The sequence below is a fragment of the Achromobacter sp. ACM02 genome, assembly GCF_014851605.1.
Classification (GTDB): domain Bacteria; phylum Pseudomonadota; class Gammaproteobacteria; order Burkholderiales; family Burkholderiaceae_B; genus Achromobacter; species Achromobacter aegrifaciens.
The window spans coordinates 651,068-675,250 of record NZ_JACUZY010000004.1 but is presented as its reverse complement, the minus strand read 5'-3'; the positions used below and the strand labels follow the sequence as shown (position 1 = coordinate 675,250).

At 65.3% G+C, this 24,183-nt stretch carries 20 protein-coding genes; 4 read left to right on the top strand and 16 right to left on the bottom strand.

Annotated elements, in window-relative coordinates; genetic code table 11:
* Window positions 1-20 precede the first annotated feature (20 nt).
* The 13 genes from IB258_RS15590 to IB258_RS15530 all read right to left on the bottom strand — a co-directional run bounded on the left by IB258_RS15590 (window position 21) and on the right by IB258_RS15530 (window position 15,716).
* Window positions 21-1,037, bottom strand: a complete 1,017-nt coding sequence (locus IB258_RS15590; RefSeq protein ID WP_125471767.1) for a cyclase family protein — start codon at window positions 1,035-1,037, stop codon at window positions 21-23.
* 420 nt (window positions 1,038-1,457) lie between these two features.
* Complete coding sequence (locus IB258_RS15585; RefSeq protein WP_370539835.1) at window positions 1,458-2,789, bottom strand: M20 family metallopeptidase; 1,332 nt, start codon at window positions 2,787-2,789, stop codon at window positions 1,458-1,460.
* Window positions 2,790-2,843: 54 nt separating this feature from the next.
* The gene (locus IB258_RS15580; RefSeq protein ID WP_175180522.1) at window positions 2,844-4,046 is read right to left on the bottom strand and encodes an amino acid aminotransferase; all 1,203 of its coding nucleotides are present in this window, start codon (window positions 4,044-4,046) and stop codon (window positions 2,844-2,846) included.
* A 44-nt stretch (window positions 4,047-4,090) separates the two neighbouring features.
* Window positions 4,091-5,002, bottom strand: coding sequence for a fumarylacetoacetate hydrolase family protein (locus tag IB258_RS15575; protein ID WP_192352835.1), 912 nt, complete (start codon window positions 5,000-5,002; stop codon window positions 4,091-4,093).
* A gap of 47 nt (window positions 5,003-5,049) precedes the next feature.
* Window positions 5,050-6,033, bottom strand: coding sequence for a tripartite tricarboxylate transporter substrate binding protein (locus IB258_RS15570; RefSeq protein ID WP_192329468.1), 984 nt, complete (start codon window positions 6,031-6,033; stop codon window positions 5,050-5,052).
* Between the two features lie 176 nt (window positions 6,034-6,209).
* Window positions 6,210-7,850, bottom strand: a complete 1,641-nt coding sequence (locus IB258_RS15565) for a hydantoinase B/oxoprolinase family protein (protein ID WP_119450422.1) — start codon at window positions 7,848-7,850, stop codon at window positions 6,210-6,212.
* A 15-nt stretch (window positions 7,851-7,865) separates the two neighbouring features.
* Complete coding sequence (locus tag IB258_RS15560) at window positions 7,866-9,884, bottom strand: hydantoinase/oxoprolinase family protein (protein WP_054452148.1); 2,019 nt, start codon at window positions 9,882-9,884, stop codon at window positions 7,866-7,868.
* A complete protein-coding gene (locus IB258_RS15555) occupies window positions 9,881-11,209 on the bottom strand; it encodes an aspartate aminotransferase family protein (RefSeq protein WP_192352834.1) in 1,329 nt (442 codons plus the stop codon). The genes IB258_RS15560 and IB258_RS15555 overlap by 4 nt, the downstream gene beginning before the upstream one ends.
* A 19-nt stretch (window positions 11,210-11,228) precedes the next feature.
* Window positions 11,229-11,924, bottom strand: coding sequence for an ABC transporter ATP-binding protein (locus IB258_RS15550; RefSeq protein ID WP_192352833.1), 696 nt, complete (start codon window positions 11,922-11,924; stop codon window positions 11,229-11,231).
* Complete coding sequence (locus IB258_RS15545) at window positions 11,911-12,690, bottom strand: ABC transporter ATP-binding protein (RefSeq protein ID WP_054452145.1); 780 nt, start codon at window positions 12,688-12,690, stop codon at window positions 11,911-11,913. The genes IB258_RS15550 and IB258_RS15545 overlap by 14 nt, the downstream gene beginning before the upstream one ends.
* Window positions 12,687-13,667, bottom strand: a complete 981-nt coding sequence (locus tag IB258_RS15540; protein ID WP_054452144.1) for a branched-chain amino acid ABC transporter permease — start codon at window positions 13,665-13,667, stop codon at window positions 12,687-12,689. The genes IB258_RS15545 and IB258_RS15540 overlap by 4 nt, the downstream gene beginning before the upstream one ends.
* Before the next feature lie 2 nt (window positions 13,668-13,669).
* Window positions 13,670-14,545 carry a branched-chain amino acid ABC transporter permease gene (locus tag IB258_RS15535; protein ID WP_192352832.1) on the bottom strand — a complete coding sequence of 292 codons (876 nt, stop codon included), beginning with the start codon at window positions 14,543-14,545 and terminating at the stop codon, window positions 13,670-13,672.
* Between the two features lie 28 nt (window positions 14,546-14,573).
* Complete coding sequence (locus tag IB258_RS15530) at window positions 14,574-15,716, bottom strand: ABC transporter substrate-binding protein (protein ID WP_054452142.1); 1,143 nt, start codon at window positions 15,714-15,716, stop codon at window positions 14,574-14,576.
* Between the two features lie 199 nt (window positions 15,717-15,915).
* On the opposite strand from IB258_RS15530, the gene IB258_RS15525 reads away from it, so the two are divergent.
* The gene (locus IB258_RS15525) at window positions 15,916-16,701 is read left to right on the top strand and encodes an IclR family transcriptional regulator (RefSeq protein WP_119450418.1); all 786 of its coding nucleotides are present in this window, start codon (window positions 15,916-15,918) and stop codon (window positions 16,699-16,701) included.
* Here the strand turns inward: IB258_RS15525 and IB258_RS15520 are convergent.
* Both IB258_RS15520 and IB258_RS15515 read right to left on the bottom strand, forming a co-directional pair.
* Window positions 16,698-18,284 (bottom strand): diguanylate cyclase, encoded by a 1,587-nt coding sequence (locus IB258_RS15520; protein ID WP_192352831.1) that lies wholly within the window; start codon window positions 18,282-18,284, stop codon window positions 16,698-16,700. The two genes, IB258_RS15525 and IB258_RS15520, sit on opposite strands and share 4 nt — an antisense overlap.
* Window positions 18,285-18,392: 108 nt before the next feature.
* Window positions 18,393-19,307 carry a LysR family transcriptional regulator gene (locus IB258_RS15515; RefSeq protein ID WP_192352830.1) on the bottom strand — a complete coding sequence of 305 codons (915 nt, stop codon included), beginning with the start codon at window positions 19,305-19,307 and terminating at the stop codon, window positions 18,393-18,395.
* Between the two features lie 142 nt (window positions 19,308-19,449).
* Between IB258_RS15515 and IB258_RS15510 the strand changes: the two genes are divergently transcribed.
* Together IB258_RS15510 and IB258_RS15505 are read left to right on the top strand one after the other, a co-directional pair.
* Window positions 19,450-20,469 carry a tripartite tricarboxylate transporter substrate binding protein gene (locus tag IB258_RS15510; RefSeq protein ID WP_082400824.1) on the top strand — a complete coding sequence of 340 codons (1,020 nt, stop codon included), beginning with the start codon at window positions 19,450-19,452 and terminating at the stop codon, window positions 20,467-20,469.
* Window positions 20,470-20,535: 66 nt separating this feature from the next.
* The gene (locus IB258_RS15505; protein WP_217482916.1) at window positions 20,536-22,140 is read left to right on the top strand and encodes a gamma-glutamyltransferase family protein; all 1,605 of its coding nucleotides are present in this window, start codon (window positions 20,536-20,538) and stop codon (window positions 22,138-22,140) included.
* A gap of 160 nt (window positions 22,141-22,300) precedes the next feature.
* On the opposite strand, the gene IB258_RS15500 is transcribed toward IB258_RS15505, so the two are convergent.
* A complete protein-coding gene (locus tag IB258_RS15500; protein ID WP_054452138.1) occupies window positions 22,301-22,987 on the bottom strand; it encodes a LytTR family DNA-binding domain-containing protein in 687 nt (228 codons plus the stop codon).
* Window positions 22,988-23,100: 113 nt separating this feature from the next.
* On the opposite strand from IB258_RS15500, the gene IB258_RS15495 reads away from it, so the two are divergent.
* The gene (locus IB258_RS15495; RefSeq protein ID WP_054452137.1) at window positions 23,101-24,180 is read left to right on the top strand and encodes a sensor histidine kinase; all 1,080 of its coding nucleotides are present in this window, start codon (window positions 23,101-23,103) and stop codon (window positions 24,178-24,180) included.
* Window positions 24,181-24,183: the final 3 nt, after the last annotated feature.

The window sequence follows — 24,183 nt, the reverse complement described above, 5'->3', positions numbered from 1 at the left end:
CGTAGCGCCCGCGGCCGGCTTCAGACGGTGGCGACGGGAGTGACGGGCGAACCTACCGCGCCGGGCAGGCGCAGCGGCGGCGCCGTCAGCAGGAAAGTGCTGCGGCCATGCTCGCGCAGCCATTGCGCCAACTCTGCGAAGTACCAGAGTTCGCCGAGATGCAGCCCAAGCTTGAAGAGGCAATGCGCGTGCAGGGGCAGGCCGGGATAGTGCTCACCCTTGCCTGGCGTGGCCGGATAGGCTTCCACCGCGAAGTTGTCGGCGCAGATTGCCACGATGCCGGAGTCGGTGATCCATTGCAGCAGGCGTTCGTCGCGGCCGTCCAGCACGGCGCACGAGCGCGCCAGGACGTCGCCGTCCGGCTGCTTGTTCATTTCCAGGATCAGGTCGGCAAAGCCCGTATAGAGGCAGAGAAAATCGCCGGGCAGTACCGCGACGCCGTCCAGGGCTGCCATCAGCTCGTCATAGCCGATCAGTGCGCGTTCGCGCCCGTAGCGGCGTTCCAGGTCGACCAGCACGCCACGCCCCTGGACGCCGGCGGTGGCCATGCGTTCGATACCGATGGCCTTGGCGCCCAGGCCGCTCTTTGCGTCATCGGGCCCGATCACGTCCAGGCCGCCGCGATAGCCGTTGTAGTAGACCTTTTCGGGCAGCCCGTCGCCGTTCGCATCGAACATCTGTCCAACATGCCCCAGTCCGTCCCATTGGGTCGAGTACTGCAGGAACATGAGGACGGCGTCGTCCGAAACGACGTCGTTGAAGCAGGGGCAGACCTGCGACAGCCGATAGTTGTAGTTGTGGCCGTCGCCGCGCTTGTCGTAGGAGAACTGCGGTTCCCGGCGATGCTGGAACAAAGTGTTCCCGCCTGGGTAGTCCAGCGGCAGGCTGAGGCAGAACGCCCGGCCTTCCTGCACCTCGCGGAACGCGCGCAAGCGCGTTTGCGGGGTTAGCAGATTCATGCGCCCGATCTGATCGTCAGGGCCGAAGTCTCCCCAATTCGATCCTTCCGGGCGCTGCTTCCAACGTGGGGTATCCATATTCTTAGACATCCTTGCCATGGGTTGGTGAGCCTGCGTGCAGACCGTCCGCCGATTGTCTCCTTCAGCGGCGGGCTGCATTCTTTTGGCAAACATACCATTCGGTATGTTTTTATGTCAATCGCGTTTTCCCATATAAAAAATCCCGATTTTTTAATGCTGAGATTTTTATTTTTTATGAGAAATGAAAAATACCAATAGGTATCTTTATGGGGGTTGGGAGCAAGGAAAGCCCCTGCCGCGCCACGCTCATGCGAGCACGAGCGTGCTAGGGGACGGTCGGAAGGCTGGGATGGAAGACATGGTCCGTTCGGCAACAGAACGAACAGGGCACGATCAGCTCCCCCGCATCGGGGGCATTGGAGGGAACGCCCGGCGCGCGTAGCGGCGCCGGGCGGGATCGGGATCGGGGGGGGCGGCCTACTGCTTGTCCATGTACGTCAGCGCGGAAGCCACCAGCGCGCGTACACCCATGCGCAGCGCGCTTTCGTCGATGGCGAACTCCGGCGAATGGTTGGGCGCGCCGCTTTTGTCGCCCAATGGCGAGGCATTAATGAACCAGAAGACCGAGGGTACCTTGCCGCTGACGCCATATGCGCCGAAGTCCTCGCTGCCGGTGGATGGCGCGGGCATTTCAACTGTCTTGCCGGCGCCGGCCGCTGCCTGCCATGCAGGTATCAGGCTGCCGGTCAGGGATTTATCGTTGTCGACGACCTCGTAGCCGGTGTAGATGTTCACCTTGGAGCTCAGGCCGTAGGCCTGCGCAATATGCTCGGCGCGCGCGCGGATGGCCTCGTGGACGATGCGTTGGTTGTGCGACGATAGCGAGCGTACCGTGCCCGCCAGTTCGGCGCTTTCGGGCAGGATGTTTGCGCGCCGTCCGCTCTGCAACATGCCGATGGACAGTACGGTGACGCCGTCGGATTGATCCACCTTGCTGCTGGTGATGCCCTGCAACGCCAATGTCAGTTCTGCCGCGGGTACGAGCGCGGGATTCGCGGTCCATGGGCGTCCGCCGTGTCCGCCCTTGCCGTGCAGTGAGATCTCGAAGCGGTCGCCGCTGGCCATGGTAGGGCCGGCGCGATAGGCGATGGTGCCGGAGGGGGCGCCGGCGCTGATGTGCTGGCCGAAGACCACGTCCACTTTGGGATTCTCCAGCACTCCCTGCGCGATCATGGCCCTGGCGCCGCTGGGCTCTTTGTCGGGTCCCCATTCTTCGGCGGGCTGGAATAGGAAGACTATCGTGCCGGGCAGTTCGTCCTGCATCGCCGACAAGGCCTTGGCCGCGCCCAGCAGCATTGCGACATGAGTGTCGTGGCCGCAGGCGTGGGAAACCGATACCTGCTCTCCGCGCCAGACGGCCTTGGCCTGCGAGCGGAATGGCAGGTCATTGCGTTCCTCGACGGGCAGGGCGTCCATGTCGGCGCGCAACGCCACCACCGGTCCTGGCTTGCCGCCCTTGAGCACGGCCTTGACGCCTGTGCGCGCTATCCCGGTCTCGACGGTGATGCCGGGCATGGCGCGCAAGGCGTCGGCGATGTACTTCGCGGTTTCGGTCTCCTGGTACGACAGCTCAGGATGCTGGTGTATGTGGCGTCTCCATGCGATCACTTCAGACTCGGTCTGGTCCGCCCGTTGCAGGGCCTCCTGCAGCAGGCCGGCATCGGAGGCGGCCTTGGCCACCGGCAGTGTCAGTCCCAGGGCCAGCATCAATCCGGAACTCGCGGCCATAAGCCGGTTGGGTAGGGCCATTGCCTTGCTCCTATCAGTGGGGCGCCTCGGACTTGCGGGCGCAGGGAGAAATGTTCAGCGCTGCGCGCAAGCGGCGATGGCGCGTGCGACATAATCGATGTTGCCGTCGGTCAGGCCGGCAACGCAGAGTCTGCCGGACTTCAGCAGATACACGGCATGTTCGCGGCGCAGCGATTCGACCTGCTGGGGGCTCAACCGCATGTAGGAGAACAGTCCTTGCTGTCGCTCGATATAGTCCCAGGCTTCGCGCGCGCCGGTCAATTGCGTCAGCGCGTTGGACAAGCGGGCGCGCAGGCTGACGAGCCGTGTCCGCATCTGCTCCAGTTCATCGGTCCAGACTTGCCGCAACGCGTCATCGCTCAGAATGGCGGCAACCAGGGCGGCGCCAAACGTGGGAGGCGTGGAGTAGTTTCCACGTATCAGCAGCTTGAGCTGGCCCAGCGCGCGGTCGGCGGCGGTTTGGTCGCGGCACACGATATTCAGGGCGCCGCAGCGTTCGCCGTACAGGGAGAAGTTCTTCGAGAAGGAACTGGCGACCAGGCATTCCACGCCCGCCCGCGCCATTGCCCGGATTGGTTCGGCGTCCGCATCCAGACCTAGTCCGAACCCCTGGTACGCCAGGTCAAAAAAGGGAATCAGGCCCTGGCGCGCAAACAGTTCGGTCAGTGCCTCCCACTGATCTGCAGACAGGTCCACGCCAGTTGGGTTGTGGCAGCTGGCGTGCAGCACGACGATGGACCCTGCCGGCAGAGCCTGCAACGCGTCATGCATCTGCGCAAAGCGCACGGTGGCAGTTTGGGCGTCGTAGTAGGGATACTCATGCACCGCGAAGCCCGCCTGGCGGAAGATCTGAGCATGGTTCTCCCATGTCGGATCGCTGACCCAGACCGTCGCTTTGGGGCAGATATGGCGCAGCAAGTCCGCGCCCAGCTTCAAGGCGCCGGTGCCGCCGACACTTTGGGTCGTCACCACGCGCTCAGGCTCGGGGCCATTGGCTCCGAAGATCAGCGATCTGGCTGCGTTGCGGTATGAGGCCGAGCCGGGGATGGGCAAGTAGGGATGCGGCTTTCCCGCCTGCACGAGCATGTCGCGGGCCTGGCGCACGGCGCGCATCACAGGGATGCTGCCGTCTTCGGCAAAGTAGGTGCCGATGCTGAGACTGACTTTGTGGGGCGCAGGGTCGTTCTGGAAGGCTTCAACCAGCGCGAAGATGGTGTCGCCGGCTGTAGCGGGCAGGGGAGAGAAAAGAGACTGCATGGAACTGCCTCATTGGAAAGGTGCGGCCGGGGCCGGCCAGGATGTCAGCGCGATGTCTGGATCTGTACCGCCAGCGTGCCGATGTCCTCGATCGTTGCGCTGATTTCGTCACCGATCTTGAGGAACGTGCCTTGTGGCGCGCCCACGCCTGCGGGCGTGCCCGTCAGTACTAGATCTCCGGGTTCCAGCGTCATGATGCGACTCAGGATTGCCAGCTGCTCACGGATGTCGAAGACCATGCCGCTGGTACGGGCGTTTTGCTTGATCTGGCCGTTGACGCTGAGCTTCAGACCCAGGTCCATGGGGTCGCGGATGAACGCCGCCGGTACCAGCCTGGGTCCGAGCGGGCAGCTGGTGTCATGCGCCTTGCCGGCCACCCAGTCCAGCTTGTAGAAGGTGTCGGGCGCCTTGTTGAGGTCGCGCGCCGACATGTCGACCGCGACGGTGTACGCCGCCACGTGGTCCAGCGCATTTTCCGGCAGCACATTCCTGGCCGTCTTTCCTATCACCAGCGCCAGTTCGATCTCCCAGTCCAGGCGCTGGCAGCCTATGGGCATGTGTACCGTGGCACCCTCGCCGACCACGGCCTGGCGGGGCGGCTTGAAGAAAAAGAACAGGCGCTGTGCGGACTTGTCCTCGGCGTTCGGGACGTTCATTTCCGCCAGGTGGTCATGGTAGTTGGCCCCGGCGCAAAGCACCTTGCCCGGATACTGCAGCGGAGCCATGTGGCGCACCGGTCCGGAGACCTCATGGCCGTCGAGCGCGGAGCGGCGGGCGGCTGCCTGCTCAAGCAGCGCCAGCGAGCGCGGCCAGTCTTCGAAGAGATCGCGGACGGAGGTATCCAGGGCGGGCTGGTCCAACACCTGGGCACAGGTGGCCAGCGGATAATTCCGCCCTTCGATTTCCAGGCAGGCAACGGGACGAGAGGCGATGTCGAGGGTGGTCAATGCGAACATGGGACTTGATCCAGTGAGATCAGAAAATGGGTGGCGGGCGGCGCAGCTCAATCGATCACGAAGCCGGACTGGGCCACGGTATCGCGCCACTGCTCGAGCTGCTGGCGCGCCAGCGCGTCGACCGCCTGCGGTGTGCCGCCGGCCGGCCGCATGCCCAGCTCGGAAAGACGCTTGGCGACGTCGGGAAGGGCGAGGATGTCGTTTACCGCCGAATTCAGCTTGCGGATGGCTGGCTCTGGGGTGCCGGCCGGTGCATACAGCCCAGCCCAGCCCGAGGTCTCGAGTTCGCCCAGCCCGAGTTCGCGCATGGTCGGCGTTTGCGGCAGCGCCGGTTCGCGTTGCGCGCTGAAGGTTGCCAGAACGCGCAACTTGCCAGCCTGCGCCAGCGGGACCACTTCGCCCGCATCCATAACGATGGCATTGATGTGTCCGCCCAGGAGCGCGGTCACGGCGTCCTTGCCGCCCTTGAACGCGATGTGCTCCAGCGGCGTACCTAGGCGCCTGGCCAGTGAAACGCCCAGGAAATGCTGCAGGCTGCCGGTGCCGGATGTACCGTAGAACGCCTTGTCCGGATTCTGCCTGGCCCAGGTCTGGAACTCGTTGAACGAGGTGACGGGGCTATCGGCCGCGACGGCGAGCACGATGTCCCAGCTCACCAGCTGCGTCACCGGCTTAAGGTCGGCGAAGGGATCGTAATTGAGCTGTCGGAACAGGTGCGGGTAGAGGAAGATGGCCACGCCCGGCGCCACCAGCAAGCTGCTTCCGTCGGGCGCGGCGCCCTTGACCGCCTGAATGGCAATGCGCGTCTGCGCGCCGGGGCGGTTCTCCACCACCACGGGCCGCTCCAGATGATTGGGAAGCTTCTCCGCCACGATCCTGGCCACGGTATCGAACGATCCGCCGGCCGGTAAGCCGACGACCAGCTTTGCCGGCTGCTGCGCGTGGCCGGAGGCCGCCATGAACAGGCCGGCCAATGCCAGGTACTTGAGTCGGGTGAGAAGGGAGGCCCCGCCAGGAACGGCTGTCTTCATCTTATCTCCACGGTCTTTTTATTTGAGTTGACCCTGGCGAGGATTGTAGGCGCGTGGTGAAAACCGTCTAATGAAGATTAGTCATCGGGTAAAAGCCAATAGGAATTACAGAAATAGGAACGGCGCCGCGGACCGAAGTCCGTGGGCGCCACGGCCGTCCCGTGCGGGACGGCGCGTCAGCCGGGGTAGTAGCCCTGCCGTATATCGTTCTCGCGGGCGAGTGTCGAGCGCCGCGCGGGATCGCCATAGCCGCCGCCGCCGGGCGTGTAGACCTCGATGACGTCGCCGGCCTGCATGACGATCCCCTGATCCTTGGATACATGGGCTGGCACATAGGCTGCGCCGTCGCGATAGACCGTGACGCGGGTACGGCCGCCTTCCTGCCCACCCGCCGCGCCGGGGGGACCGAATTTTCCGTGATCCATGACCATGGAAGCGCGCGCCGAGCCTGCCCTGAGACGGATCCGGTAATGGATGCCCATGCCGCCGCGGAACTCGCCCAGTCCGCCGGATCCTTCGTGGATGGCGTAGCGCTCGAAGAGCACCGGATACAACTGTTCCTGGACCTCCACCGGCGCGGCCTTGGAGATGCCGATGGTGGAGCAGCCGTTGGTCAGTCCATCGCCTGCGGGATGGCCGCCGTAGCCGCCGCCCGAGATGACGTACATGACATAGGAGCGCCCATGCATGGGGTCATCGCCGCCGATGGCAAGATTGGCGGTGGTGCCGGCGGGCGCCGCGAACAAACGCTGGGGGATTGCTTTCTGCAAGGCGTCGAATACGGCTTCGGCGATGCGCTGGCTGACCTCCGCGGCGCAGCCCGATACCGGCCGGGGATACTTCGCATAAAGGAAGGTGCCGTCGGGATCCTCGATGCGCAGCGGTTCGAACAGGCCCGCATTGATGGGCAGTTCGGGGAAAACATGCTTGATCGCCAGGTAGATGGATGAGCGCGTCGTGGCGATGACGCTGTTCATCGGGCCGGCGCAGGGCGGGCTGGATTCGCTGAGGTCGAAGTGCATGAGCTCGCCTTTCTTGCGGATGCGCACCGCCACCTTCAGCGGCTGGTCCTGCACGCCGTCGGAATCCAGGAAGGCTTGTCCAAGATACTCACCGTCAGGAATCGCGGCGATCACGGCGCGGGTCTGGACGGAGGCCTGGCGTTTGAGTTCTTCGATGGCGGTGTCGACGGTGTCCTGACCGTAGCGGTCCAACAGCTGGGTCAGCCGTCGTTCGCCGATGGCCAGCGCGGCCGCCTGGGCCTTGATGTCGCCGATGCGTTGCTCGGAGATGCGGATGTTCGACATCAGGATGGACAGGATTTCCGGATCCAGCTCCCCCTTCTTGTAGAGCTTGACTGGAGGAAGACGCAGTCCTTCCTGCTCGATTTCGGTGGCGTGGGCAGAGAATCCGCCGGGCACCATGCCGCCCATATCGGGCCAGTGGCCGGTGTTGGCGAGCCAGGCGTACAGCTTGCCGCGATAGAAGTAGGGTTTGACGAAGCGCACGTCCATCAGGTGGGTACCGCCCAGGTAGGGATCGTTGACCATGAAGATATCGCCGGGGGCGATGTCCTTGGCCCGTTCGATCACGGCCTGGGTGGAGAACTGCATGGTGCCCACGAAGATGGGCAGGCCCAGCTCTCCCTGGGCGATCAGTTCGCCGCTGTCGCGGTGGTAGATGCCGTTGGAGCGGTCCTGAGATTCCGAAATGATGGGTGAGAACGCCGCGCGGCAATGCGCCAGGTCCATTTCATTGCATACCTGATGCAGCCCGCTCTGGATGACGGTCAGCGTGACGGGGTCGATGTGGGTCATGAGAGTGCATCTGCCCTAGAGAGTGATGATGAGGTTGCCATAGCCGTCGCCGCGGGCATGCGCGCCGGGGTCGATGACGGTGGTGGCGTCCAGTTGTTCGATGATCGCGGGCCCGTTCAGGCCTTCGGCGGGGATGTGCTCGCGTGGGTAGATGGGCGTGTCGGTCCAGCCCGTTTCCGCGAACCACACCGGACGCCGCCGTGGCGGCGCAGCGGCCGTTCCTGTGCTGCGCAGCGAGTCCAGCGATATGGCGTGGCGCTTGCCGACGAGGCTGGTGTCCAGCGTCACCAGAACCGGTCGCAACTCGGAGAGTTCGACCTGGAACCGTTGCCAATAGGCGCGGGCGAAAGCCTCCTGCAGCTGCGCGACGGTGGCGGCGCCGGCTTCGACGGCCACTGTCAACAGATGGCTTTGGCCCTGGAACTGCATCTGCGCGTGATGGAAGATTTCGATGTCGGAGACGGCGATGCCGTCGCGCTCGATGGCGGCATGCCCCAGGGCGATCTGGTCATGCAGGCAGGCCTGCAGATCGGCGTCCGTCAGATCCTTGAGCGGCCGGTTGAAAGACTTTACGAAGTCATGCCGCACATCCGCCACCAGGCAACCCAGGGCGTTGGTCAGTCCGGGGCGCACCGGAATGAGGACGGTCGGTATGGCGAGTTCGCGCGCCAGCGCGACGGCGTGCAGCGGCCCCGCGCCGCCGAAGGCGAAGAGCGCGAAATCGCGGGGATCGTAGCCGCGGGCCAGGCTGACCAAGCGCACGGCGCCGGCCATGTTGTTGTTGCCGATCTGCAGAATGGCCGCCGCAGCCTGCACCGCGTCCAGGCCCAGCGGGCGACCGATGTGCTCCTCGATGCGCGCGGCCACTTCGTCCACGGTGACCGCGCGATCCACGGAGAGCAGGCGATCGGGGTCGAGCCGCCCCAGCACCAGATTGGCGTCGGTCAGCGTCGGCAGTTCGCCGCCGCGTCCGTAGCAGATGGGGCCGGGGCGCGCGCCCGCGCTGTCGGGGCCGACGCGCAGCATGCCGCCGGCCTGCACCCGGGCGATGGAGCCGCCGCCCGCGCCGACGGTATGCACATCGACCATCGGCACGTGCAGGGGCATGCCGTACTCCAGCTCCAGCTCGCTGGATACCTTGGGCACGCTGTTCTCGATGAGCGCGACGTCGGAAGACGTGCCGCCCATGTCATAGGTGATCAGATTCGGGTACCCGGACATCCGGCCGGAATAGGCCGCGGCCATGACGCCCGACGCCGGCCCGGACATGACGGTGTTGATGGCGGCGCGCGCGATGGTGCGCGCCGATACGGTGCCGCCGTTGCCTTGCATCACCAGCAGGTCGTTGCGAAAGCCCGCCGCGGTGAGGCTGCTCTGCAAGCGGTCGATGTAGCGGTCCAGGATGGGCTGGACTGAGGCGTTGACGGCGGCGGCGGTGCCGCGCTCGAACTCGCGGAACTCGGAAATGATGGTGTGGCCGGCGGTGATGTAGTCGTTCGGCCAGTGTTGGCGCGCCAGTTCCAGGGCGCGCAGCTCGTGGGCGGGATTGGCGTAGCTGTGCAGGAAATGTATGACCAGGGCTTCCGCGCCGGTCTGTGCCAGTTCCCGGACCCGGGCTACGAATGCCTCCTCGTCCAGCGCAGTCAGCACCTTGCCTTGGGCGTCCATGCGCTCGGGAACTTCACGCCGCAGCTCGCGGGGGATGAGCGGCACGAAACTGCCCGTCAGTCCGTAGGCGTGCGGCCGGGTGCGCCGGCCGAGTTCGAGCACGTCGCGGAAGCCGTCGGTGGTGATCAGCCCGACCTTGGCGAGCTTGCGTTCGAGTACGGCGTTGGTGGTGGTGGTAGTGCCGTGGACGATGCTGTCCACCCGTTCCAGGGGGACCTCGGTGCGGCGCAATGCCTCGAGCACGCCGAAAGCCTGATTCTCCAGCGTGCTGGGGACCTTGGAGATGCGCACGGCGCCGGATTCGTCATCGACCAGAATCAGATCGGTGAAGGTGCCGCCTACGTCTATGCCTACGGTGACAGTCATGCCAACACCTCTTCGCGGCGCAAGACGTTGAGCGCTGCATGCGCGGTCTCGACGATCTGGGCGATGTCCTGATCCCGCATGGGCGTGGACAGGGCGATGAGTCCATAGCTGGCCATCAGCACGCCGCGGTTCAGCATTTCGCGATTGAAGCGTGCCATGGCCTGAGCCTGTTCCGGACTGGGATAGGCATCGCGGTAGCTGGTCAGCGTCTGCGCCTTCAGATGCAGCTTGACGAGCGATCCCAGCCCGGTGGCCTGGCCTGCGATGCCGGCGTCGGCAAAGGCCTGGTTCAATCCCTGCCGCAGCATGTCGCCGTGACGGTCGAGCTGGGCATAGGCTGCGTTATCCAACAATTGCATGGCGGCCAGTCCGCTCACCATGCTGACGGGGTTGGCCGAGAAGGTGCCGCCGTGGGGTACCGCCGGACGGCCGGCGCTGGGATCGAATACCGCCATCACGTCCGCGCGTCCGGCCACGCCTCCGACGGGAAAGCCGCCGCCCATGATCTTGCCGACGGTAGTCAGGTCCGGCGTGACGCCCAGCCGCGCTTGCGCACCGCCTGGCGCCAGGCGCAGCGTAATGACTTCGTCGACGATCAGCAGGATGCCCAGCTCCGTCGTGACTCGCCGCAGCATGCGCAGATACTCGGGGCTGGCGGGAATCAACCCAACCCGGTTGGGCAGCAGGTCGATCAGCACGCCGGCCAGGCTGGCGGCGTGCGCGCGCAGCAGGGCTTCGGTGGCCTGGCAGTCGTTGAAGGGCAGGATCACGACGTCCGCCGTCACGCCTGCCGGCGTTCCCTGCGAGTGCGCCACCGAGGCGGGCGCGGTTGCCTCACCCCAGTTCGCGGGGCTGGCGTCCAGGCTGGTTTCGGCATGGTCATAGGAGCCGTGGTAGGCCCCCTCGACCTTGGCGATCTTGGGGCGACCGGTATAGGCGCGAGCGGCCTTCAGCGCCATCATCACGGCTTCGGTGCCGGAGTTGGTGAAGCGGATGTGTTCAATGCCCGGCACGCGTTCGGCCAGCAATTCGGCCAGCGCGATTTCGCTCTCGGTCGGCATGCCGAAGGCGGTGCCCAGGTCGATCTGGCGGTGCGCCGCCGCGGCCAGCGCCGGGTGCGCATGGCCGTGGATGAGTGCCGTGAAGTTGTTGATGCAGTCGATCAGCTCGTTGCCGTCGACGTCGCGGACGCGGCAGCCGGCGCCCTGCGCCGCGTAGACGGGGTAGGGCGAAAGATAGACGGTCGTGCGCGTGTTGCCGCCGGGCAGGCTGCGCTTGGCGCGCGTGTGCAGCGCCTGTGAACGGGAGGAAGGATCGGGATACATGGTTTCTCTCAAGCAGGAATTAGCGGCCCAGGTAGGCGTCCCGGACCCGCGGGTGCAGACGTAAGGTCTCGGCCATGTCGGTCAAGACGATGCTGCCGTTTTCGATGACATAACCGCGGTCGGCCACGCCGAGTGCGAGCACGGTGTTTTGTTCGACCAGCAGGACGGTCATGCCGCCCTCATTGATGCGGGCGATGCGGGCATAGACTTCTTCGGCCAGGCGCGGCGCCAGGCCAAGCGAAGGCTCATCGAGCAGGAGCAGGCGGGGGCGCGCCATCAAGGCGCGGCCGATCGCCAGCATTTGCTGTTCGCCGCCAGACAGGGACCAGCCCAGCTGGCTGGCGCGCTCCTTCAGCCGGGGGAAGAGGTCGTAGACGCGGTCGAAGTCATCGCTGCTGCCGCCACCGCGCACCGAGCCCCCGACTTCCAGGTTCTCCTTCACGGTTAGGCCCGGAAATATTCTGCGGCCTTCCGGGACATGGGCGATGCCCGCCTTTACGCGGCGCTGGATCGGCAGCGTGTCCAGGGAACTGCCGTCGAAGTTCAGTTCACCCGTGGTGGGAAGCAAGCCGGAGATCGCGCGCAGCAGCGTGGTTTTTCCGGCGCCGTTGACGCCAATCAGCGCCACGGCCTCGCCAGCGCGCACATCCAGATCGATGCCGCGCAATGCGACGATGTCGCCGTAGGCCGCACCCAGGTTTCTACACTGCAACATGCTGGTAGCCTCCTCCAAGATAGGCTTCGAGCACCGCGGGATCGGACTGCACCTCGGCGGGGGTGCCTTCGGCCAGCTTGGCGCCGAAGTTGAGCACCGCCACGTTCTCGGCCAGCCGCATCACCATGCCCATGTTGTGCTCGATCAGCACGACCGATAGCCGGTGCTGTTCGCGCAGGCGCCGCAACAGGTCCATCAGTTGTTCGACCTCGCCGGAATTCAGACCGGCCGCAGGCTCGTCCAGCAGCAACAGCCGCGGCCGCGCGACCATGACTCTGGCCATCTCGACCAGGCGGCGGTTGCCGTAGGACAGCGAACCTATGCTGCGGTCGGCCAGCGTATGCAGGTCGAACTGGCGCAGGGTGTCGTAGGCGGCATCACGGGCGGCGCGTTCGCGCTCCCGCGTGGATCGGGGGCGCAGCAGCAGCGCGCTCAGCGAGCGCGGGTCGCGCATGGCGGCGCCCAGCATGACGTTTTCCAGGACGCTGAGGCGCGTGAACAGGCGGCCGCTTTGGAAAATCCGGCCTATGCCCGCGTGGATGATCGCGTGCGTGGGCAGTCCGGTCAGCACTTTGCCGTCGAAGCTGACCTGTCCGGATGTGGGGGGAACCAGGCCGGTCATCACATTGAGCAGGGTGCTTTTGCCGGCGCCGTTCGGGCCGATGATGGCGTAGAACTGGTTGGCGCCGATCTCCAGGCTGACGTTCGACAGCGCCTGCACGCCGCCGTAATGCTTGCTGATGTTCTGTACTTGCATGAGGCTCATGACAGGCTGCCTCCATGGACCACGCCGCGCCGGCCGCTGCGTTTGGCGCGCCGGCGGTAGGTGGCCGGGTCGACAAGGCTGATCAGGCCGCGGGGCAGCACGATCAGGATGACCAGCACCAGAACGCCGAAAACCAGCAGATAGGCGTTGCCGACGCCGCGCAGCAGTTCGGGCAGCAGGGTCACGCTTACCGCGCCCAGGATCGCGCCGACGATGCTGCCTTCGCCGCCCACGACCAGCATGGCCAGGTAGATGATGGAGTGGGAGAAGTTGAAGTCCTCGGGCGAGACAAAGCGGATGTGGAAGGCGAACAGGCAGCCGGCCACGGCCGCGTAGGCGGCGCCCAGCGTGAAGGCCGCCACCTTGACCTCGGTGACCGGCAGTCCCGTCATGGCCGAGGCCAGCTCATCGTCGCGCACCGCCATCAGCGTGCGGCCCGCATGCGAATGGCGGATGCGCGCGGCCAGCAGGGCCAGCAAGGTCAGCACCGCCAGCGAGAAAAGGTAGAAGCTGGGTTCGTCGTCGAGCTTGATGGCGCCCAGCGAGAGCGGCGCAATGCCGGAGATGCCGTTCGTGCCCCCTGTGACGTCGATCCAGTTGGAAACGACGATGGTGAAGCTGACGTTCAGCCCCAAGGTTGCCAGCGCCAGGTAATGCCCCTTCAGGCGCAGCAGGATACGGCCGGTGACATAGGCGGTCAGGCAGGTGGCGGCAATGGCGAGCAGCGCCGCCAGCCAGGGATTCCAGCCGTGGGAGGTGGTCAGGACGGCCACCAGGTACGCGGCCACGCCCATGAAGGCGGCGTGCGCAAGCGAGATGAGGCCGGCATAACCGAACACGAAGTTCAAGCCGATGACGGCAATGGCCGAGATGACGGCGGTATTGGCAAGACGGTTGCCGTAGCCCTGGGTATAGAGGGGCAGGGCGGCGGCCAACGCCAGGACGGCCAGACCGCAGAGCAGATGGGATCGTTTCATGGTCAGCCCCGATCGGCGATGCGTTCGCCGAAGATGCCCTGCGGCCGCAGCAGCAGGAAGAGAATCATGATTCCAAAGGCCAGCAGGTCCTTGTAGGTGGAGGACAGGTATGCCGCGCCAAGAATTTCTATCAAGCCCACCACCAGCCCGCCCGCGATCGCGCCGGGTACGCTGCCGAATCCGCCGATGATGGTGGCGGCGAAGGCCTTCAGCGCGACGGCATCGCCCATGTTGACGTCGGCGAACCACATGGGCCCCACCAGCAGGCCGGCAAAGCCCGCGAACACGGCCGCCAGCAGCCAGGCGAAGCCCAGCAGCAGGCGCACCGGCAGGCCCATCAGTCTCGCGGTCTCGACGTCCTGCGCCACCGCTCGCATCGAGCGGCCGATGGAAGTACGGTGCAGCAGCGCGTGGAGACCGGCGATCAACAGCAGCGTGATGATGATGGTGGCCAGGGCGTGCACCGTGATGACGCCGCCGGCCAGGCTGATGGTGCCGTCGCCGAAAGGCGACGGCATGCGGAAGGGCCAGGCGTCCCAGATCAGCAACGCGCCGTTCTGCATGGCGATGCCGGCGGCCACCGTGCCGATGATGACCGTCACGACGGGACGGTTCTGCAGCGGCAAGTGGACCAGGGCATAGAACAACAGGCCGAAGACCGCCATCATCGCGATGGCCACGGGATAGGCCAGGGCTGCGGGCCACTGGGCCTGGATGATGGTGCTGACCCCGAAGAAAGTGCCCAGCATGACGAACTGGCCGGCGGCGAAGTTCACCACGCTGGTGGCCGAATACACGATGACGAAGCCCAGCGCGGCCAGGGCGTAGACGCTGCCGAGCGCGACGCCGTTGACCAGCAGTTGGATCATTTCCTGCATGGAGTTCCCCTTGTGGCGCCGGCCATGCTCAGTCGACCTTGATGGTGCTGATGAACTGCATGTCCTTGCTTCCCTTGGCGAACTTCACGATCGCGACATCGTGCACGCCGTTGCCTTTGGCATCGAAGCTGTAGACGTGCGAAACGCCCTGATAACCCTTCAGGTCCTTGAGATAGGCCTGGAGCTTTTGCGGGTCGGCGCCGACGGCGTTGATGGCCTGGGCCATCAGCATCGCGCCGTCGTAGTACGCGGCGCCATAGGGATCGGCGTCCATGGAGAAGCGTTGCTTGAAGCGTTCCGCGTAGTTCTTGCCCTTGTCGGTCGCGGGCAGATAGGTGTCGATCACGCCCCAGACGTTGTCCAGATCGGCTGGCGACAACAGTTGCATGGCGGCCGGGACAAAGGCAGCCGACGAGGCCACCACGGGCTGCTTCAGACCCAGCATCTTGATCTGGCGCAGCACCATCGCGCCGTCCTGCGGGTAGACGAAGGCGAGGATGACGTCGGCGCCCTTGTTCTTCAGGCTGAGAATCTGCGCCGACATGTCCTTGTCGTTCTGGCCATAGGCTTCCGTGCCGACGGGGGTGATGCCCTGATCCTTCAGGAAGGCCGCCGCGGCATTGGCGCCGCCCTGGCCGAAATCATTCTGGATGTAGAGGATGCCGGGCTTGGACAGCTTGAGCTCATCCTTGACGAAGCGCGCCATGGCGACGGCCGCCGTGCTGTCCTGCGGGCGGATGCGGAACAGCCAGGGATTGCGCAGATCCGCGACGGCATCGGCGCCGCCGGCGTACATCGCAGGAATGCCGGCCTTCGCCACTTCCGGCGCGACGGCCATGTTCTGGGTGCTGTAGCTGGTGAGAAAGGTGAAGGCGGGCTTGTTCTCCTGCGCCAGCTTCACGTAGGCATTGACGGCCGTGCCGTTGGACGCCTGGGCGTCCTCGAACACGAACTTGACCGGCTTGCCTTGCAGGCCGCCCGCCTTGTTGATGTCGTCCTCGGCCAGCTTGAGGGAATTGAAGTATTGCTTGCCGGTCAGCGACAAGGGGCCGGTGAGGGGCACGGTGGCGCCTACCACCACGTTCTGGGCGTAGGCCGCGTTGGCAAGGCTTGCCAGGGCGACGGCCGGTAGAACGCGGCGGGCAAGGGTGAGGATGTTCTTGAAAGACATGATGCTGCGCTCCTGTAACGATCAACGTTGAAGGCGGGGCGGCTTTCCCCAGGGTTTTTGATGGCTTTCTCGTCGTTCCGAAAATCGGTACAACGTTCCTTTTTTCGGTATAATAAAAAACAGCCGGCAAGGACAGCAAGACCGGGTTTTCCCGGCATGGGCGTTCGGCCGCCCTACAATGCGCGTCCAAGGAACGCCTATGAGCCAAGATTCCAAACTCCCCCCCCTAGAGCGCTACACCCGCATCCTCGAACTGCTCGCCTCCTTTCCCGACGGCCTGGCCCTCACGGAAATCGCGCGCATGCTGGCTTTACCCAAGACCAGCGCGCATCGACTGCTGGGCACCATGCAGGACTCACAACTGGTGGATCTGGCCGCAAGCACCTATGTGCTGGGTGCGCGGGTGAAGCGGCTGGCATACGCCAGCGCAGATACGGAGTGGATAGGCGCGGTGGTGCGCCCGCACCTGGCCGACCTGGCGGCCGAGACCGATGAAACCTGCTACCTGGCGAAGCTGCACAGCGGTCACCAGGTGTCATCCGTGCTGATGGAAGCGCCCGATACACCCTGGCGCGGATTCGTATTGCCCGGCAAGGGCATGGCGCCGCATGCGGCCGCATCGGCCAAAGCCATTCTTGCGTTTCAAGCGCCCAAGGTCATCGATGCCGCGCTGGCGGAACCGCTACCGCGCTTGACCGCGCATACCTGCGTGGATAGCCGCCGCATCAGAGACGAGTACGCCCAGGTCCGTCAGCAGGGCTACGCGACCTGCATCGGCGAAATCGATGAGGGCCTGGCGGCGTTGGGCGTGCCGGTGCATCTGCCGCATCTGGGCGTGATCTACAGCCTTGGCGTTACGGGACCTTTGCAACGCCTGAAGTCGAAGAACCTCGAGGCGTTGGCGGCCATCATGCAGCGCTACGCAGAAAGGGTCGCGCATGCTTTGGCCGCGGGGTATACGCGGCGTCCTGCGGACGAAGGCTAGGCCTGCGGACTCGCCGCCGACCAGACCTCCACCCGATCACGTCCCGCATTCTTCGCCCGGTACAAGGCCTCATCCGCCTTCGCCATGACCTTGTCGATGTCGGCATCATCCGACGGCCACAGCGCGATGCCGATGGACACCGTGACACGCTCCACCGCTTGCGGCATGGCATGGCTTGCCGTCGCAGCCCGGATGCGTCCCGCGACCATCGCCGCCGTGTCACGCGAGGCGTTGGGCATCAGGATCAGGAACTCTTCGCCGCCCACCCGGCACGGCGCGTCTTCCCCTCGCACACAGGTCTTGAGGATGGCGGCCAGCGCGATCAGCACCTGATCGCCGGCCGCGTGCCCGTAGGTGTCGTTCACGCGCTTGAAGTGGTCCAGGTCCAGCGCGAGCGCCGCGAAAGGCTGCTGGGTCTGGCGCAGGGTGGCGATCTGCAGCGCCAGGCCCCTGCGGTTGAAGAGGCCCGTCATCGGATCGGTGATGGTGTCCGTGTTCAGCTTGTCGAGCCGCCGGGTTTGGGAGCTTTGGCTCATCGTCACGGCGTTCCGCAGGCGGGCAGCTTCGTAGTACCAGCCCTTGACCCTGTCCAGATCTCCAGCGGATGCGCCCGGCTGGTCCCGTTCGATGATCTGCGCCAGTTCCTCCAGCGGCCGCGAGATCCAGCGGCCCAACAGATAGATGACCAGGAACATGATCAGCCCCACCGGCAAAGCGTAGAGCACGATCCTGTCGGTCAGGCTCCGCAGCGGGCGCAGCGTTTCGTCCAGCGGGCGTTGCGCCACGACGCCCCAGCCGCCGTTCTTGAGCGCGGCGTAGCCGGCCAGGAGGTGCGCGCCGCGGGTGTTGACCACGGGCATCGCACCCGTCTCGCCGCGCAGCACGGCTTCGACCACGGCGTTGCTTCTTTCGCTGGTGCCGATGCGATCCTTGTCCTTGTGATAAATGATGGTGCCGTTGCCGTCGACGACATACAGGTAGGATCCGTCGCGGTAGAAGTGCTCGCCTACCAGTTTGTCGAACTCGTTGCCTTGCCGAAGGTGGATGGCCGTGAGAATCGTGCCGGCATAGTTGCCCTTGGCATCACGGAAAGGCTCGGAAAACGCCAGTATCAGCTGGCCCTCCATACCCACGTAGGGGGTCGATATCTGGCCCTTCAAATGTTGGGCGCCCGTCGCCAATTGTTGGCGCACCAGCGTCCTGCCTTCGAAGCCCGCGTCGGCGGGAGCGGTGGCGAGGATGGTGCCGCTACTGTCGGCGATGGCGGCCGTCATGACGCCGTCGCTCTGATGGACGAGGCGCGCGAGTTCGTCTTCCATGGCGGGTTTCGAACCCAGCAGGCCAGGCGCTCGCTCGGCTGACAGGAGCAATTGCCGCTGTATGGATTCGATGTAGATGTCGGTGACTTCCGCCAGCTTGACCGCATAGGCCCGGTTGGCCTCGAGGGTGTTGGCAATCAACTGCTCGCGCTGCACCAGGTAGGCCGCGTACAGGGTGTTGACGAAGGCGATGATTCCGCTCGCGAGCGCCAGCACGGTGACAAGGCGGCGCAGTTTCAGTCTGGGCATCGCGGCAGTGGTCAATGCGGAGCTCCTTCAATCATTCACTCTGACCATTGAATCGGGGCCTTCCGCGCCTGGCCGAGCCTGCGCGCGTGTAGAACTTCAGTTTTGCGGCAAGCCTGCGCCAAGTCAAGAATCGCGTGAACGGGCGCCTGTGGATAGCGCTTCGATCAGGTGCTCGATGAACGCGGCCGTCGCTTCGGGCAACCGGGCGTGGCTGGCGGTCTGCACTTGCAGCGTGCGTTCGGCGAAGACGGCTTGCTGCAAGGACACGGCCACCAGCGCGCCGCTGCGCAGCGGTTCGGCGAGCGTGATCTCGCCGGCCAGCGTGACGGCATGGCCGGCCTCGACGATGGCGCGAATGACCGATGACGAGTTGCTCGAATAGGCGATGTCGAAAGGCGGCCCGTCGCCGCCCGCCGCCGAGTTGTCGAACAACAGGCGCACGGTGGTGCCCGAGTCGGTCAGCGCGATCGGGTAGCGGCGCAGGTCGTCCAAGGACACGCTGGCGCGTTTGGCGAGAGGATGGCCCGGGACCATGATGGCGCGAACGGGCGAGACGATTTCGTAGCGCACGGCGATGCCGTTGCCCGCGTTCAGGCTGAAGGCCAGGCCCACGTCGATGCTGTTGTCGCGCAGGCGCTGCGTCACGACGCCGGGCGAGCCGATGTGCACCTGGAACGCTACATCGGGATGCAGGGCGCGGTACGCGCCCAGGATGGGCGGCAGCACGTTGCGCGCCACGGCTTCGTTGGAGCCTATGCGGATGGTCGTCAGCTCCGCATGACGCAGGCTGCGGATATCGCGCAGCACGTGTTCGGCATCCATGGCGACGCGGCGCGCATAGTCGGCCAGCATTTCGCCGGCCCGGGTCAGCTCCATGCCATGCGGGCGCCGTTCAAACAGGGCCGCGCCGCAGTCATCCTCCAGTTTGGCGATCTGCCGGCTAATGGCGGAGGGCGCTACGTGGAGGCTCGTGGCCGCGTCCTTGATGCTGCCTGCGCGTACGACCTCGAGGAAATAGCGGTGCGCGGTGCTGAGCATGTCGTGATTCTCAAAATAGCAATTGGCATGCTAATTATTGATATTGATTGCCGCAAAAGCAATTCATAGAATGGGCCGACCAGGGCCGCCAGGATACAAGGGCAACAGACCCGCCTACGGCGCTTCAACCAAGGGGAATCGCATGGCTAGTGTTGTATGTAAATCGGGCCGCGCCGCCGCGCGCCCGCAGGGACTCGGCATTCTGAAGCGCGCCTTTGCCGCGCTGGCATTGTCGGCGGCTACCGGCGCGGGGGCGGCTGATTTTCCGCAGCGTTCGCTTCAGCTGATCCTGTCGTTTCCACCGGGCGGAGCGACGGACGTGCTCGCTCGCGAGCTGAGCCAGAAGCTGGGCGACACGCTGGGCCAGTCGGTGGTGGTGTTGAACCGCCCCGGCGCTGGCGGCTTGATCGGCATGCAGGCGGCTGCGCGTTCCGAAGCCGACGGCTACACGCTGTACATCTCGTCGGTGATGTCCAACTCCATTTACGAAGCGCTCAATGGCAAGCAGCAGGTGTCGCTGGACGGCGACTTCGATGCGGTGGGCGCGATCGCCAGCGCCCCGCACATCCTGGTCACCCCCGCGACGCTGGGCATCAAGGACTATGCCAGCCTGGTGGCCTATCTGAAGGCAGCGCCGGGCAAGTACAACTACGCGTCGATGGGCGCGGGCACCCTGTCCAACCTGGAGGGCGAGATCTTCAAGGAGCAGGCGGGCGTGGACGCATTGCAGATCCCGTACAAGGGCAGCAGCCAGGCCTTGCCCGAAGTCATCTCGGGCGCGTCGGTCTTCATGTTCGACAGCGTGACCAGCTCGCTGCCGCATAAACAGGGCGGCCGCATCGACGTGCTGGGCGTGGCCTCGGCCAAGCGTCTGCCGGTCATGCCTGACGTACCCACGCTCAAGGAGCTGGGCGTGCAGGGCCTGGAGGCGGAGAACCTGTTCGCGTTGATGGCGCCCAAGGGAACGCCCAAGGACCGCCTGGACATCGTGGCCCGCGCGCTGGCCAAGGCGCAGGGCGACGCGGGATTCCGCAAGGCCATCGAGGCGCAGGGCTTCCAGATCAGCGAGATTCCGGCTCAGACCCTGCCCAAGTTCATCCTGGACCAGCAGGCGTTCTGGCGCGACAAGGTCAAGGCCCTGAACATTACTGCGGGCAAATAGCGGCCGTCCCGGCTTTCTTGCTGGCCGCCCGCGGGCGGCCAGCTCCTAACTTCCGACCCGACTCCCATGCCCATTCCGAACGATCCCTTCTGGCAGCTTCCTTATGCATCGCAACGCATGCCCCTGCTTGCGGACAACGTGGTCAGCACGTCGCAGCCACTGGCCAGCGCTGCCGGCCTGCAGATGTACGCGCGGGGCGGCAACGCGATCGACGCGGCACTCGCCACTGCCATTGCGCTGACCGTCGTGGAGCCATGCATGAACGGGATCGGCGGCGACATGTTCGCCATCGTCTGGCATGGCGGGCGCCTGCATGGGCTGAATGCGTCGGGGCGCGCGCCGGCCGCCTGGGAAACGGCCAGGTTCGCGCATCTGGATGGCATGGACCCGATAGGCTGGGGCAGCGTGACGGTACCCGGTGTCGTGTCGGGTTGGCGCGCGATCTGGGAGAAATTCGGTTCGCTGCCGTTCGAGGACTTGTTCGAGCCCGCCATACGCTATGCGCGGGACGGCTATCTGGTTTCGCCCACGGTGCATCGCCAGTGGCAGAAGCAGGTGCCGCGCCTGAGCGGGCAGCCGGGCTTTGCCGAGTCCTTTGCGCCCGGGGGCCGCGCGCCCTTGCCCGGCGAGCGCTTCTCCAGCCCTGGCCAGGCCGCCACGCTGGAGAGCATCGCCCGCAGCAAGGGCGAGAGCTTCTACCGCGGCGAACTGGCCGCGGCGATAGCCGCCCACGCGCGCAACACGGGCGGCTATATCACCGAGGCCGACATGGCGGGCCATACGGCTGACTGGGTGGAGCCGATAGGCATGCGCTACCGCGACCTGGAGCTCTACGAGATTGGTCCCAATGGCCAGGGCATCGGCGCATTGATGGCCTTGGGCATGCTGGAACGTTTCGACCTGGCGGATTGCGGGCGCGACAGCGGCCGCGCGCTGCATCTGCAGATCGAGGCCATGCGCCTGGCGTTCGCGGACCTGTACGAACATGTGGGCGATCCGGCCCACATGCAGGTGTCGAGCGCGCAGTTGCTGGAACCCGCCTATCTGGCGGAACGGGCAAAGCTCATCGATCCGGATCGCGCGGGCGAACCCCGGGCCGGCAATCCGCACAGCGGCGGGACGGTGTATCTGACCGCGGCAGACCGGCACGGCACCATGGTGTCGTTCATCCAATCCAACTTCAAGGGATTCGGTTCCGGCGTGGTGGTGCCGGGAACGGGCATCGCCATGCAGAACCGGGGCTGGGGCTTTTCAACGAAGGCCGGGCATCCCAATGTGGTGGCGCCAGGCAAGCGGCCGTTCCACACCATCATTCCAGGCTTCCTGATGAAGGGCGGGCAGCCTTTGATGAGCTTTGGCGTCATGGGCGGCTCCATGCAGGCGCAGGGCCATCTTCAAGTGACGAGCCGGCTGGCCGACTTCGGCCAGAATCCCCAGGCAGCGAGCGACGCGCCACGCTGGCGCATCAAGGATGACAACGTGGGCGTGGCGGTGGAGTGGAACGTCCCGCCGGATGCTGTCGAGCATCTGCGCGCATGCGGCCACAAGGTCGATGTGGCGCCGCGCTTTGATCTGGAGTTCGGCAGTGCGCAGATGGCCTACCGGCTGGAGCAGGGAGGCTATCTGGCGGCGTCGGATCATCGCAAGGACGGCTACCCCATAGGCTATTGACGCCGTCTTCCTGGGGCATGTTTGGTCGAGGAAAATCCCCGTTTCGTCGAAAACTGCGTGATGTCTCGTGGCCGGCCGATGACAATCGGCACATTTCCGGCCCGAACCGATGCGGCAACGGTCCTATCCCGACGCTGGCCACAATGGCCGACCCGTCGCGTCAGCGCTGCGCCACCGCGCGCCGCAGGCGCTGCGACGCGACCCGTCCCAGCACCACGGGCGCAACACCGTTGTTGAACGCGACCTCGGTCTGCGCGCCGGGCAGCTGCGACAGGTGGGAGACATGTTCCAGATTCATGATGACCGACCGCGACAAGGCGCAGAAGGGCGGACTGGGCAGTTGGGCCGCCAGGCGCTTGAAGGTGATGTGCATCAGCTCGTTGGCGTGCGCGGCGCTGCAAAGCATCACGTAGTCGCCTTGCGCCTGCGCCATGGTCAGTTCATGGATCTTGATGATCTTGGTGCCGTTGCGCGTTCGCAGCGTCAGGTGGCCGCCAGCGCGCGGACGCAGCCGCGCCAGCGCCTGTTCAAGCCGGCCCGGACGCACGGGCTTGAGCAGGTAGTCGACGGCCTGGACGTCGAAGGCGCGGGCGGCGTAGTCGCTGTGCGCGGTGACGAAGACGACGGCGGGTGGGACTTCCAGCTGGTCCAGCAGGTCGAAACCGGTGGCGGCAGTGAGTTCGATGTCCAGGAACAGGGCATCCGGACGATGTTCGCGGATCAGCGTTCGCGCCAATTCCAGGCAGTCGGCTTCGCCCGCGACATGGACGTCGGGCGAGGCTTCGAGCAGCCGGCGCAGGTAGCGCCGCGCCGGGGCTTCATCGTCGATGACAAGCACACGCAGCATTTTCCTCCCTGGCGCCATGGTGTGGCGGGTATAGTCGTCCGGTCTGGCACGCGGGTAAATATAAGGCCTATGCAGTTTCCAGAGAACCCTTTGCCCGTCCGGGGGGCGCATCCATGAAGTTCGCATCGATCGGCCAGGGTTTGAGTCCAGGGGAGTCCTCGCTTGGCTTCTGGCGGGCGCAGACGCTGGGATGGCTCTTTCTCGCGATCGTGGGCTTCTTCATCCGGTTGGCGGTGTTCGGCAATGCCACCGCAGCCTTCTGGCTTACCGTGGCGCTGGAACCCCTGGCATTCGTCCTGACCAGCGGGGCGGCCGTGCTGCATGGCCGCCGTGCGGGCAAAGGCGATCCGCCCTTGCTGGTGCTGGTCTGCGCGGTGTTGTTCTGCCTGACCGCCTCGGCCTTGCTGGCGTCGATCGCCTATGGCATCCACAGCCTGTTTCTGCCTGGCGCAATCCGCGTGCTGCCGGGCAACCAGTACCGGCTGGGCTTTCTCTACTACATGGGCATGCTCTCGATCTGGACGCTGATCTATTTCGGCGTCTCGGCCGAGCTGAACGCACGCAGCGAGCGCCTGTCCAAGATGAAGGCGGAGACGCGCTCCTTGAGACTGGAGCTTGAGCATCTGCAGCTGCAGATCGAGCCGCACTTCCTGTTCAACTCGCTGAACACCATCGTGGCCGAGATCGCCGATCGGCCTGCCATCGCAGAGGAAATGACGCGCAGCCTGGCCGAGTACCTGCGCTATTCGCTGGACCGGCGCGGACGAGGCTTGTCCAGGCTGGAGGAGGAGATCGAGGCCGCCGAAGCCTATGTGCGCATCCAGGCGCTGCGCTTTGACAAGCGGCTTGAATTGCGCAGCCAGATCGATCCGGCCACGCTACGGATCAGTGTTCCGCGCATGACGCTGCAGGGACTGGTGGAAAACGCGATCAAGCACGGCATGCGTTCGGAACACGCGCATTTCCCGATCAGCATACGCACGCGTTTGCAGGGCGATGAACTGCTCATCGAAGTGGACAATCCCGGCCGGCTGCACGCGCCCTTCGATCTGGCCAGCGGCGGGGGCGGACTAGGGAATCTGTGCAGGCGGTTGACGCTGAGGTATCCGGACAGGCATCAGTTCGTGCTGGAGCAGCGCGGGGAAAGAACCGTCGCGCAGATAAGGCTGCGGGGCGAGCCGCTGCCGGCCTAGCGC